Annotated in this window: 7 protein-coding genes; 3 read left to right on the top strand and 4 right to left on the bottom strand. The window is 60.0% G+C overall.

Annotated elements, in window-relative coordinates; all coding sequences use genetic code 11:
* Positions 1-149 precede the first annotated feature (149 nt).
* Positions 150-1,109, top strand: a complete 960-nt coding sequence (gene yjiA / locus AC6CIA_RS03640) for a GTPase (protein ID WP_498310651.1) — start codon at positions 150-152, stop codon at positions 1,107-1,109.
* Positions 1,110-1,311: 202 nt separating this feature from the next.
* Here yjiA and glyA read toward each other — a convergent pair whose 3' ends face one another.
* Entirely contained in the window at positions 1,312-2,565 is a 1,254-nt protein-coding gene (gene glyA / locus AC6CIA_RS03635) for a serine hydroxymethyltransferase (protein WP_339529010.1), read from the bottom strand.
* 224 nt (positions 2,566-2,789) lie between these two features.
* Positions 2,790-6,641: a sensor domain-containing protein gene (locus AC6CIA_RS03630; RefSeq protein ID WP_498310650.1), complete on the bottom strand. Its 3,852-nt coding sequence runs from the start codon at positions 6,639-6,641 to the stop codon at positions 2,790-2,792.
* 285 nt (positions 6,642-6,926) lie between these two features.
* Here AC6CIA_RS03630 and ettA point away from each other — a divergent pair, with 285 nt between their 5' ends.
* The gene (gene ettA / locus AC6CIA_RS03625) at positions 6,927-8,591 is read left to right on the top strand and encodes an energy-dependent translational throttle protein EttA (protein ID WP_084376414.1); all 1,665 of its coding nucleotides are present in this window, start codon (positions 6,927-6,929) and stop codon (positions 8,589-8,591) included.
* Between the two features lie 358 nt (positions 8,592-8,949).
* On the top strand, positions 8,950-10,287 hold the full coding sequence (gene gdhA / locus AC6CIA_RS03620; protein WP_498310649.1) for an NADP-specific glutamate dehydrogenase: 1,338 nt from the start codon (positions 8,950-8,952) through the stop codon (positions 10,285-10,287).
* Here gdhA and AC6CIA_RS03615 read toward each other — a convergent pair.
* Positions 10,284-10,781, bottom strand: coding sequence for a GreA/GreB family elongation factor (locus AC6CIA_RS03615; RefSeq protein ID WP_498310647.1), 498 nt, complete (start codon positions 10,779-10,781; stop codon positions 10,284-10,286). The genes gdhA and AC6CIA_RS03615 overlap by 4 nt on opposite strands.
* A 284-nt stretch (positions 10,782-11,065) precedes the next feature.
* Positions 11,066-12,919 (bottom strand): Lnb N-terminal periplasmic domain-containing protein, encoded by a 1,854-nt coding sequence (locus tag AC6CIA_RS03610; protein ID WP_498310645.1) that lies wholly within the window; start codon positions 12,917-12,919, stop codon positions 11,066-11,068.
* Positions 12,920-12,969: the final 50 nt, after the last annotated feature.

Genomic DNA, 12,969 nt, shown 5'->3' with positions numbered 1-12,969 from the left:
GGGAGCGGGCTTGTGTGGGAGCGGGCTTGCTCGCGATAGCATCACCTCGGTATACCAGATAGACCGAGTTGCCTGCATCGCGAGCAAGCCCGCTCCCACATAAAGCCCGCTCCCACATTGGTTTCTGTGTTCCCTCAAGGAGAATCTCTTTGTCCTCTCCCATTCCCGTCACAGTCCTCAGCGGCTTTCTCGGTGCGGGCAAGACCACCTTGCTGCGTCACCTGCTCAAGACCGAGCACGGCTTGAAGATTGCCGTGATCGAAAACGAATTCAGCGATGCCGGCATCGACAGCCAACTGTTGGGCGATGAGCCGGTGCAAGTCATGACCCTGTCCAACGGTTGCGTGTGCTGCACCATCCACACCGACCTGACCAAAGCCCTGTACCTGCTGCTGGAGCGCCTGGACAGTGGCGAAATTGCCTTTGATCGCCTGGTGATCGAATGCACCGGCCTGGCCGATCCGGCGCCGGTGGCCCAGACCTTTTTTATCGATGAGGAACTGCGCGAGCGTTACCTGCTCGACGGCATCATTACGCTGGTGGACGCGGCCCATGCCGAGCATCATCTGACCCAGACCATCGCCCAGGCGCAGATCGGGTTTGCCGACCGGTTGCTGGTCAGCAAGCGCGACCTGGTGGACGACGCCGCCTTCGAGGCCCTCAGCGAACGCCTGACCCGCATCAACCGCCGCGCGCCAATCCGCGTGGTGCAACACGGCCAGATCGACCTCGCCGAACTGCTGGATGTGCGCGGCTTCAATCTCAACGCCGGCATGAGCCTGCGCCCGGTCCGCCAGGCGCCGTCCGTCGATCGCATTTCCAGCCTGGTGCTGCGCACCGAACAGCCGCTGGATATCGACCGCCTCAGCGAGTTCATGAATGAATTGCTGGAAGACCACGGTAAACAGTTGCTGCGTTATAAAGGTGTGCTGAACATCGCTGGAGAAGACCGGCGCATGGTGTTTCAGGGCGTGCTGAAGCTCTACGGGTTCGACTGGGACACCGCATGGGCCGAAGGCGAGACGCGGGAAAGTGTGATTGTGTTTATTGCCGATGAGTTGCCGGAAGACAAGATTCGCCAGGGTTTTGCAAAGGTTCATCAAGCCTGATTTGAAATACGATCAGCAAAGGTGGGAGCGGTGGTGCGACGATTCGACTTGCTCGCGAAAGCGGTGTGTCGGACACAAATAAGCTGACTGATCCACCGCCTTTGCGAGCAAGCCCGCTCCCATATGTCAACGGCATTTCGAATTCATATCGACATAAAAAAGCCCGGCGCAGGCGCCGGGCTTCTTATTCAGGCGACTGTAATTACGCGCCGTACACCGGCAGCTTCTTGCAGATAGCCTTGACCTTCTCACGCACGGCATCGATCACCGCTTCGTTGTTCAGGTCGGCCAGGATGTCGCAGATCCAGCCAGCCAGTTCCTTGCACTCGGCTTCCTTGAAGCCGCGAGTCGTCACGGCCGGGGTGCCGAAGCGCAGGCCCGAGGTGACGAACGGCGAGCGTGGGTCGTTCGGCACCGAGTTCTTGTTCACGGTGATGAACGCCTTGCCCAGAGCGGCATCCGCGTCTTTGCCGGAGATGTCCTGCTTGATCAGCGACAGCAGGAACAGGTGGTTTTCAGTACCGCCGGAGACCACGTCAAAACCGCGCTCGATGAACACGGAGGCCATGGCCTTGGCGTTTTTCACCACTTGTTGCTGGTAGGTCTTGAACTCAGGCTGCAAGGCTTCCTTGAAGCAGATGGCCTTGGCGGCGATCACGTGTTCCAGTGGGCCGCCCTGGGCACCCGGGAATACGGCGGAGTTGAGCTTTTTCTCGATCTCGGCGTTGGCGCGAGCCAGGATCAGGCCGCCACGTGGACCGCGCAGGGTCTTGTGGGTGGTGGTGGTCACCACGTCAGCGAAAGGCACCGGGTTCGGGTAGACGCCGGCGGCGACCAGGCCCGCTACGTGAGCCATGTCGACGAACAGGTAGGCGCCCACTTTGTCGGCAATAGCGCGGAAACGTGGGAAGTCGAGGATCTGCGAGTAGGCAGAGAAACCGGCTACGATCATTTTTGGCTGGTGCTCGACCGCCAGGCGCTCGACTTCGTCGTAGTCGATCAGGCCGTTGGCATCGATGCCGTATTGAACGGCGTTGTACAGCTTGCCGGAGGAGGAAACGCTGGCGCCGTGGGTCAGGTGACCACCGTGGGCCAGGCTCATGCCCAGGATGGTGTCGCCACCTTGCAGCAGGGCCAGGTAAACGGCCGCGTTGGCTTGGGAGCCGGCGTGTGGCTGGACGTTGGCGTAATCGGCGCCGAACAGTTCCTTGGCGCGGTCGATGGCCAGTTGTTCAACGACGTCGACGAACTCGCAACCGCCGTAGTAACGCTTGCCCGGATAACCTTCGGCGTATTTGTTGGTCAGAACCGAACCTTGAGCCTCCATTACCGCAGGGCTGGTGTAGTTTTCCGAAGCGATCAGCTCAATGTGCTCTTCCTGGCGCTGAGCTTCTTGCTCCATGGCGGCAAAGAGATCGGCGTCGTACTTGGCAATAGTCAAATCACGGCTGAACATGGCGGTCCTCAAGGATCGGGGGCAGAAAAGGAGGGCATTCTAACTCAATGGGTTTTAGAAGACATATGAAAGGACATCATGTCGCGGACAAGCGGGGCTCATCTGGATGATGGGCGGTGTATGTGCCGCCGCCTTCGCGAGCAAGCCCGCTCCCACATTTGAAATACATTCCCCCGTGGCAGCGGGCTTGCTCGCGAAGGGGTCATTGGTCTCACAACCGAATGTCAGTCAAACATGAAGAGGGCATCATTACAGAACTGCGCCTCGAACCGGTTCGCAGGCATTGGCCGCCCGAACAGGTAGCCCTGGACTTCGTCGCAGCCGTGTTCGCGCAGGAAGTCCAGTTGTTCGTGGGTTTCCACGCCTTCGGCGATCACCGCCAGGTTCAGGCTGTGAGCCATGGCGATAATGGCGCGTGCGATCTGCGCATCTTGCTCACCGGACGGCAGGCCATCGACAAAGGTGCGGTCGATTTTCAGCACGTCGATGGGAAATTGCTTGAGGTAGTTGAGCGATGAGTAGCCGGTGCCGAAGTCGTCTACAGCGATGCTCAGGCCGAGGTTTTTCAGGCTGGCGAGGATCTGCATCGCTTCATTGACTTCGCGCATCAGGATACTTTCGGTCAATTCCAGTTCCAGGCAAGCCGGTGGCAGGCCGGTGTCCTTGAGGATATTGGCGATCCGCCTGCCCAATTGACCGTCGGAGAATTGCCGCGCCGAAATGTTCACCGAGACCTTGGGTACCCGCACCTTGTTCTGGTGCCAGGTCTTGAGTTGGCGGCACGCCTCGCCGATCACCCAGTCGCCCACATCCACCACCAGCCCCAGTTCTTCCAGTACCGGGATGAAATCCCCCGGCGGCACCAGTCCCCGGCGCGGATGACGCCAGCGCAACAGGGCTTCGGCACCGGTCAGGCGTTTGCCGTCGCCGCTGAATTGCGGTTGGTAATACAGCACGAACTCGTTCTGGTCCAGGGCATGGCGCAGGTCGCTTTCCAGCTCCAGGCGCTCCAGCGCACTGGCGTTCATGTCGGCCTGGTAGAACTGGAAGTTGTTCTTGCCACGCTCTTTGGCGTGGTACATCGCGGTGTCGGCGTTTTTCATCAACTGGCTCAATTCGTTGCCGTCTTGAGGGCTCAGTGCGATACCGATGCTGGCGGTGACAAAAAACTCACGGCCTTCCAGCACAAAGGGCTTCACCAGGCTGGCGAGAATCTGCTCGGCCACGTGAATCGCCCGGTTCAACGCCATTTCCCGACTGGTGCGGGGCTGCAGGAGCAGGGTGAACTCATCGCCGCCCATGCGCGCCACGGTGTCGTCTTCAGCCACGCAGCCGAGCAGGCGGGTGGCCATCTCCTTGAGCATGCGGTCGCCGGCGGCGTGGCCCAGGGAGTCGTTGATCGGCTTGAAGCGGTCCAGGTCGAGGAACATCAAGACCACCCACGACTTTTGCCGCTCCGCCGACTGCAACGCGGTGTGCAACCGATCCTGGAACAGGGTCCGATTCGGCAAGTGGGTCAGGGCGTCATAGTAGGCCAGGCGGTGGATGCGCTGTTCGCTGGCCTTGCGCTCGCTGATGTCGCTGAAAAAACATACATAACTGGCCAGGTCGCCCTCGTCATCGAACACGGCGGTGATCCCGACCCAGGCCGGATAATGCTCGCCGCTGCGCCGCTTGAGCCACACTTCACCTTCCCAGGTGCTGTGCTGGTGCAATTGCTTGAGGACGTAACGCAGGTGGGCTTCCTGCTGCTCGTCGACGGTCAGCATGTTCGGCAATTGATCGAGCACATCGGCCACGGCATAGCCACTGACCCGGCTGAACGCCTCGTTGGCCTGCACGATATACCCGGCCGGATCGGTGATCAGGATCGCCGAGGTCGAGTGTTCGAATACCGTGGCCGCCATGCGCAGGTCTTTCTCGGCGCGGCGTTGCTGGCTGATATCGCGACCCACCCCGAGGATGCCTTCGAACGTACCCTGTTCATCCCAGACCAGTACCAGCCGCAGTTCGATCGGCACCTTGCGCCCATCGGCACGCAGGCAGTCGAACAGAAACACTTGGGTCTGCACGTCGTCGCGTAGCAACGCCAGGGCCTCGGGTTTGTCCAGGGCGCGGCTGACGCGTTCTATCAGGGTGTAGATACCCATCAGTTGTTGTGGGTTGGCGATAGTCGATTGCCAGCCATTCTTGAAGATCCAGTCGACCTCATAGCCCAGCACGGCATTCACTGACGGGCTGACGTAGTTGAGGGCCAGCTTGCTGTCGGTGGAAAAGATCACATCGCTGATGCTTTCGGCCAGCATGCGGTAGCGCTGCTCGCTGTCACGCAGGGACTCGCTGGCTTCGATCTGGTCGGTAATGTCCTTGGCCACGCCAATGATGCGGGTGACCTGATCGTTCTTGTCTCGCGCCAGGGCCTGCTCGCGGATTTCAAAGCAGCGCCATTGATTGTTGCGGTGGCGAAAGCGCAGTTGGCATTGCAACTGGCTCCTGTATCCGGCGCTGCGCTGTTGCTGGCGCAGGTCGTGATACTCCATGGCGTCTTCGGGATGGAGCAGGATTTCCCAGAAGTACTCCCCCATCTGCTGCAGCTCGGGCTTGTTGTAGCCCAAGGTGTGCCCAAGATGGTGGTTGCTGAAAATCATCCGCTGGCTGATGACGTCCTGCACATACAGGTGATCGGGCACGGTGCGCACTACGTCCGACCAGAACCCTTCGCGTTCGACCAGTGACAGTTCGATCAACTTGCGGCTGGTAATGTCGCTGATGCTGAGGATCACGGCCTTATAGTCATGCTGCTCTTCGGGCAGGCGCATGACCAGCCACAGGTATTGGGGGTTGCCCTGTATGTCGCTGAGCTGAATCTCCAGCTCCAACTGTTTCTGCTGGGTGAGTACCGCCTCGAGCACTTGGTCGCCAATCGCGATGTGTTGCAGCGGGCCGCCGTCGATCAGGCGCTCCCAGGCTTGCTCGCAGGACGCCACATTGAGCAGACGCACAGCCACCTGGTTGACCTCGGTGATGCGCAATTCCTTGAGCAGTTGCTGGCGTTGCCCGGGGCTGTTTTGCAGCCACTCCTGCAACTGCTCGCGGCTGTTCAACCCGGTCTTTTCGAAAAGGCCTGGCAGACCTGACAGGTCGAGCACACACAAGGCCACGCCGGTGCCATCGAAAATATCCTGGTAGCGCCGCCGGCCTTCGTTGACCTGGCGCTGGCGGCGCCGCATGTTGAGCAGGACAATCACCGGGATCAGCGAGAAGGCCAGGCCCAGCAGGCATTTGCCGATAAACGCGGGCAGCAGTTGTTCGAGCACTGCGGCGCGATCAAACAGCCCGCGCAGTTGCCAGTCACTTTTACTCAAGGGGGTGACCAGCACGGTTTTGTTCAGTTCGTCCGGGGTCAGGGAGGCCGGCGACTGGACTGGCATGCCGCTGTCCCGGCTGATGATCCGGTGGTTGACGTGGTTTTCGACGATCCACATCGGCCGCTGCCAGTACTCATCCTCTTGGGTCAGGTTGGTCAGGTAGTTGGGCGTCAGGCGCAGCGCCCAATACAGCTTGGCGCCGCCGCTGGGCTGATGCAGCAGCAGATAGATCACGCTGCCATCGTTGTTGTTGCTCAAATAATAAGGTTGGCCGTGGCTGCGCTTGACCAGTTCTTCGAGCCAGGCACTGTCCAGGCTGTCATCGGCGGTGTCGCGGATCATCGCGCCGCTGGGGGCAAGCAGGGCCAGGCTACGCAACTCTGGCAAGGAACGTTGCAGGGTGCGCATCAGCGCTTGTTGCTGCTCCAGGTCGCCCGGGGGCTCGACAATCGGCAGCAGGTTGAGGGCGATCTGCGCGCTCAGGGCCATGTTCAGGCTGATTTTCTCGGCCAGGTCGGCGCTGTGGTCTATGGTGTGCTGCTGTTGGTTCTTCTGGTTCTGCTGCAATTGGTCCAGCAGTTGCCAGAACAATAGGGCGAGCAGCAACAAGACCAGCGTCGCCAATGCGCCCTTGAGGGTTCCGTGCAGGGGCGTACCCGGCGCAATGTGGGCTGCGCGCAGGGGACTTGGCTTTGTTACGTTGGTCAAGCTGTGATCCTGCGGTTTGGCTGGATTGGCGCGCGACGTGCACTATAAGCCGGACGCCCGAAGGGCGGCTAGCATGCCTTGTGTTGTGGCAAAGTGCCAGCCCCGCTTGGCTGGACGGGTCAGGCGCATTCAGGTAGCTTTGCCGGTTACGCGAGGGCGTTCCAGCCCCAGACAATCAGGCTCTTTCCGCACGCAGGCATTGATAATCATCAACGGCCCTCGCCGCGCATGGCCTGGCACGGGTTACGCCCGCTTAATTCATCAGTCACTGACGCTAGGTTCACCATGGCTCAATACGTCTTCACCATGCATCGGCTGGGCAAAGTTGTTCCGCCGAAGCGGGAAATCCTGAAAAACATTTCGTTGTCCTTCTTCCCTGGCGCCAAGATCGGCGTGCTCGGCCTCAACGGTTCGGGTAAATCCACGCTGCTGAAAATCATGGCAGGTGTCGATACCGAGTTTGAAGGCGAAGCTCGGCCGATGCCAGACCTGAACATCGGCTACCTGCCGCAAGAGCCGATCCTCGATCCGACCAAGACTGTGCGTGAAGTGGTCGAGGAAGCGGTCAGCGTGATCAAGAACGCTCAGGCCCGCCTGGACGAGGTCTACGCCGCTTACGCTGAAGAAGATGCCGACTTCGATAAACTGGCCGCCGAACAGGCCAAGCTGGAAGCCATCTTGCAAGCCAGCGACGGCCATAACCTGGAGCGCCAACTCGAAGTGGCCGCCGATGCGCTGCGCCTGCCCGCGTGGGACGCCAAGGTCGAGCACTTGTCGGGTGGTGAGAAACGTCGTGTGGCCCTGTGCCGCCTTCTGCTGTCGGCTCCCGACATGCTGCTGCTCGACGAGCCGACCAACCACTTGGACGCCGACTCCGTCGCCTGGCTGGAGCATTTCCTCCACGACTTCCCGGGCACCGTGGTCGCGATCACGCACGACCGGTACTTCCTGGACAACGTTGCCGGCTGGATTCTGGAACTCGACCGTGGCGCCGGTATCCCTTACGAGGGCAACTACTCCGGCTGGCTGGAAGCCAAGTCCGACCGTCTGGCTGCCGAATCCAAGCAACAATCGGCCCACGAAAAAGCCATGAAGGAAGAGCTGGAATGGGTGCGCAAAGGCGCCAAGGCCCGCCAGTCCAAATCCAAGGCACGTCTGCAGCGCTTCGAAGAAATGCAGTCGCAGGAGTTCCAGAAGCGCAGCGAAACCAACGAGATCTACATCCCGGCCGGTCCGCGCCTGGGTGACAAGGTCATCGAATTCAAGAACGTCAGCAAGGGTTATGGCGATCGCGTGCTGATCGACAACCTGTCGTTTGCCATGCCTAAAGGCGCCATCGTCGGCGTGATCGGCGGTAACGGTGCCGGTAAATCGACCTTGTTCCGCATGTTGATGGGCAAGGAAACGCCGGACTCGGGCAGCATCGAGATCGGTGAAACCGTGCAGTTGGCCTGTGTCGACCAGAGCCGTGACGACCTCGACGGCAGCAAAACGGTGTTCCAGCAGATTTCCGACGGTTCCGACCAGATCCGCATCGGCAACTATGAAATTCCGTCGCGCACCTATGTCGGCCGTTTCAACTTCAAGGGCGGCGACCAGCAGAAGTTCGTCAAGGACCTGTCGGGCGGGGAGCGTGGTCGCTTGCACCTGGCCCTGACCCTGAAGGAGGGCGGCAACGTCCTGCTGCTCGACGAACCGTCCAACGACCTCGACGTCGAAACCCTGCGTTCCCTGGAAGAGGCCTTGCTGGACTTCCCGGGCGCCGCGATTGTGATTTCTCACGATCGGTGGTTCCTTGACCGCGTGGCCACGCACATCCTGGCGTACGAAGACGACTCGCAAGCGGTGTTCTTCGAAGGTAACTACACCGAGTATGAAGCGGATCGCAAGAAGCGCCTGGGCGAAGCCGCTGCCCAGCCGCACCGTGTGCGACACAAGAAACTGGCCTGATTCAGGTCGGTGAGTTGAAAGAGCGGAGCCTTGGGCTCCGCTTTTTTTTTCGATTTTTCAGGTGGACCGGGTTGGATTCATTCGCGAGCAAGCCCGCTCCTACATTTGCTCGTGTACTCCTCGGCAACTCGGTCAAATGTGGGAGCGGGCTTGCTCGCGAAGGCGGTTTGTCTATTGGTGCGCGATCGGCTCTTGGCATCCCCATTCAGGTGCAATAACGCTCAAAAAGCTAACTTATTTATATCCAATGCACCATTTGAATTCACAAATGCGACATTTTGCCCTGTCGCGGTGCGTGGCGAGTTGTTAAAGTCCGGCTCAAATCTTCGCTAACGACAATAATTTGCCGAGACTTTTCATGATCGAATCCGTTGAATCCTTCCTCGCCCGCCTCAAAAAACGTGACCCGGATCAGCCCGAGTTCCACCAGGCCGTTGAAGAAGTCCTACGTAGCCTGTGGCCGTTTCTTGAAGCCAACCCCCACTATCTGGCCTCGGGCATCCTGGAGCGCATTTGCGAACCGGAACGCGCCATTACCTTCCGCGTGTCGTGGGTGGATGATCACGGCAAGGTCCAGGTCAATCGCGGCTTCCGTATCCAGATGAACAGCGCCATCGGCCCGTACAAAGGTGGCCTGCGCTTCCATCCCTCGGTGAATCTCGGGGTGCTGAAATTCCTCGCCTTCGAGCAGACCTTCAAGAATAGCCTGACGTCGCTGCCCCTGGGCGGCGGCAAGGGCGGCTCGGACTTTGATCCCAAGGGCAAGAGCGACGCTGAGGTCATGCGTTTCTGCCAGGCGTTCATGAGTGAGCTGTATCGCCATATCGGCGCGGACGTTGACGTGCCGGCCGGCGATATCGGCGTGGGCGCCCGGGAAATCGGCTTTTTGTTCGGCCAGTACAAGCGCCTGAGCAACCAGTTCACTTCGGTCCTGACCGGCAAGGGCATGAGCTACGGCGGCAGTCTGATCCGCCCGGAAGCCACCGGTTTTGGCTGTGTTTATTTCGCTGAAGAAATGCTCAAGCGCCAGGGGCAAAGTGTCGACGGCAAACGCGTGGCCATTTCAGGTTCCGGTAACGTGGCGCAATACGCGGCGCGCAAGGTCATGGACTTGGGCGGCAAGGTGATTTCCTTGTCCGATTCCGAGGGCACCCTCTACAGCGAAAGTGGTTTGACCGAAGCGCAATGGTCAGCGGTGCTGGAGCTGAAAAACATCCAGCGCGGGCGCATCAGTGAGTTGGCGTCGCGCTTCGGCCTGGAGTTTCGCGCCGGCCAGACGCCCTGGGAACTGGCGTGCGACATCGCCCTGCCATGCGCGACCCAGAACGAACTGGACGCCGACGCTGCGCGCAGCTTGTTGCGCAATGGCTGTGTCTGCGTGGCGGAAGGCGCCAACATGCCCACTACCCTTGAGGCTGTGGATACCTTCATCGACGCCGGCATTCTGTTCGCACCGGGTAAGGCTTCCAATGCGGGCGGTGTGGCGGTGAGCGGTCTGGAAATGTCGCAGAACGCCATGCGTCTGCTGTGGACCGCTGGCGAAGTGGACAGCAAGCTGCATAACATCATGCAGTCGATCCACCATGCCTGCGTGCACTATGGTGAAGAAAACGGTCGGGTCAATTACGTGAAAGGCGCGAACATCGCGGGCTTTGTGAAAGTCGCGGATGCGATGCTGGCCCAGGGTATCGTTTAAGCCTCGGGTTCAATCCGCAGGATCTCGATCAATTGATCACCGACGGGGCGCTTCCACAGCACCTCGTCACCGACCTGTGCACCCAGCAGCGCCTTGCCCAACGGTGAGCCCCAGTTAATCAGGCCCAAGGCGGCATCGGCCTGGTCTTCGCCCACCAGTTGAATGCGCTGCTGTTCGTCCTGTTCGTTGGCAAAGGTGATCCAACTGCCGATCTGCACTTTTTCGGTGGAAGTGGCCGGGGCGACGACGAGGGCGCTGTGCAGCCGCTGGTTGAAATAACGCAAATCCCGCTCCAGGTCGGCCAAGCGTTGTTTGTCCGCCTGTTCACCCTTGGCCGACTCTTGGGCATGTTCGTGTTGCAACTGCGCCACCCTGGCCTGTAACTGCCCCAGCCCGTGGGCGGTTAGATGGTTGGGTTGCGTGCTGACCTGGCGCTCCACCGGCTGGTTGGCCTGGGCAGCGGCGCTGTCTTCGTTGACGAAAGCTCGACTCATGACGTTTCTCCTGCAATGGAGTTTGGGCCATGGTCGCAGGTGATTAGTTTCGATGGATGTCTGAAAGCGACTCACGCCCGGCTGAACACGTGTTCAAGGTCGGTGCAAGTAATGGCCATGCCGTAAGAGCCCAGCGGGATGTGGCGGAATAAATGCGAACCCAATGTGGGAGCGGGCTTGCTCGCGATGGCGGTGGACCAGTCGATATTTTCGGTGACTGATCCACCGCCATCGCGAGCAAGCCCGCTCCCACATTTATATTTGTGCTGGACCTGAGAACTGGGTCAGTAGTGATACCACTTCACCTCAAGCATCACTTCATTGACCGGGGTCGCCAAATGGCTGAACTCACGTTGCGCACTCAAGCGCACGCCAAGATTGCGTGACACTTCCCACTGTTGATTCAGGCTGATACTACGCCGCACTTCGCCATTGGTGAAGAAGTCGCCCTTGGCTTCCAGGCTGAGGTTGCCCAGCGGATTTTTCCACAACAGGCCAGTGTTGAAACCGGCGGCGGGGGAGATGAACTCGCTGAAGTCGTTGTTATGCTCCACGCGCACGGTACCGAGGGCGAAGCCGAGCATGTCGTCCCGCAATTGCCAGGTGCCGCCGGCACCGCCGTTGACGTGACTGACCAGGGTTTCGTCGTCATGTTTGCCCGGTACACGCTCAAGGCCTCCGGTGACTTGCCAGGACAACGGTTGCAGCAGCTCGTTGCGCGGCGTCAATGAGCGGATGGTCGCCAGGTCCAATTGCTGCAATTGCCAGTTGTTGCCTTCGTACTGGCGCAGTTTCATTTGCAGGATTTCGATCTGCGCGCCCAAGGGGAAGCCTTCGGCGTTGTCGTTGAGGTCGTGGTAGGCCATGCGCAGGCCGTATTCGCCGAATGCCTTGTCGCCCCGGGTGCCGATACCGGCTTGCCAGGTGCGCGACTGATGGCCATTCTCGGGCAGGCCCGGACGTTCGATTTGCAGGTTTGGAGCCGGGTTCTGATTGATGGCCCGCAGCAGTTCGAAACTGCGCTGGGAGCGTTCAGGGTCGCGTTCAAGCCCATTGGCGCGGTAGCGGCCGAGGCGATAGGCCGCATCGATGATCAAGGCCTGGCGTTCTTTGGCGAGGGCCTTGAAGGTCGGGTCCTGCAGCTGTTTCTGGTCGTCGCTGATCTTCAGCACCCATTGCTGCTCGTCACTGTCCAGCGGCTTGGCACGCTCCAGCAACTCGCGCTCACGGGAGGGGCGGTAATCGATTTTTTCCACCAGGCCTGCGTCTTTCACGGCTTTGACGGTGTCGGTGGGAATGGCTGTCAGCGGAAACTGTTCCGTCAGGCGCAGGCCGGGGCGCGCCACTTGCAGCAGCTCCAGCAGACGGTAAGAGCAGTTTTCGTCGAAGAAGAAATAGTCGAACTGGATCTGCTTGAGTTCCCACACGTGCTCGACCATGCGCTCGGTTTCGACCTGGGTCAGGTTCAGCCGGTATTCCCACAGGTCGCGGTTTTCCAGGCTGCGGTATTCCGAGAGTTTCTCCTGGTACGGCACTAGCGCGAACAGTCCGGGATAGCCGCCCATCAGGCCTTTCCAGGCGTACAGCAGGCTGTTGTCAGAGCCTTCGATATAGGCGCCGAAGTTGATTGCGTAGCTGAGCAGGGCGGTGTTGTTGCTCTGCACGTCAGCCTGGTCGATGCGCAGCAGAGTGTGTCCGAACATCGACGATGGGCTGTTGAGGTACGCCGCCGGGAAGATCATCACCGCGCTGTGGGGCGCGACGTCCTTGAACCATTGCTTGAATTCCTTGCAGTCCGCGGCGGGCAAGTCAGTCAGTTGCAACTGCTCCTTGAGCCAGCGGGTGCGTGCCGGGTAAACGCATTGGGCGTGTTTTTCACCGAGACTGGCCGGCGCGTAGAGCGCTTGCACGGTAGCCTTCAGTTCGGCGTCCGGATGATGCGCGCCGTCTTTGGCAAGGAAGAATCGCTGGTCGCTGACATAGCTGCGCCAGCCGCTGATCTTGCCGCTTTCGTAGTGCCCCAGCGACAGCCAGAACGGGTCGTTGGCCAGTTGCTGCAAACGTTGATCATCAAGGTGCGGCGCCGCGTACAGCGGGGCGCAGGTGAAGAGTGCCAGCCAGGCAAAGCGTTTGAGCATAGGGGCAACTTAAGTCGGAATAAATAAAGACCCGAAGGGGGGGCAGGTCC

This window comes from Pseudomonas sp. GQ91, from assembly GCF_059758795.1.
Note: the sequence above shows the minus strand (reverse complement) of the source record. Positions and strands in the feature narration are given on the sequence as shown.

Coding starts and splice junctions, on each gene's coding strand:
- AC6CIA_RS03610 (WP_498310645.1), bottom strand. CDS start 12,919: ATGCTCAAACGCTTTGCCTGGCTGGCACTCTTCACCTGCGCCCCGCTG.
- ettA (WP_084376414.1), top strand. CDS start 6,927: ATGGCTCAATACGTCTTCACCATGCATCGGCTGGGCAAAGTTGTTCCG.
- glyA (WP_339529010.1), bottom strand. CDS start 2,565: ATGTTCAGCCGTGATTTGACTATTGCCAAGTACGACGCCGATCTCTTT.
- gdhA (WP_498310649.1), top strand. CDS start 8,950: ATGATCGAATCCGTTGAATCCTTCCTCGCCCGCCTCAAAAAACGTGAC.
- AC6CIA_RS03615 (WP_498310647.1), bottom strand. CDS start 10,781: ATGAGTCGAGCTTTCGTCAACGAAGACAGCGCCGCTGCCCAGGCCAAC.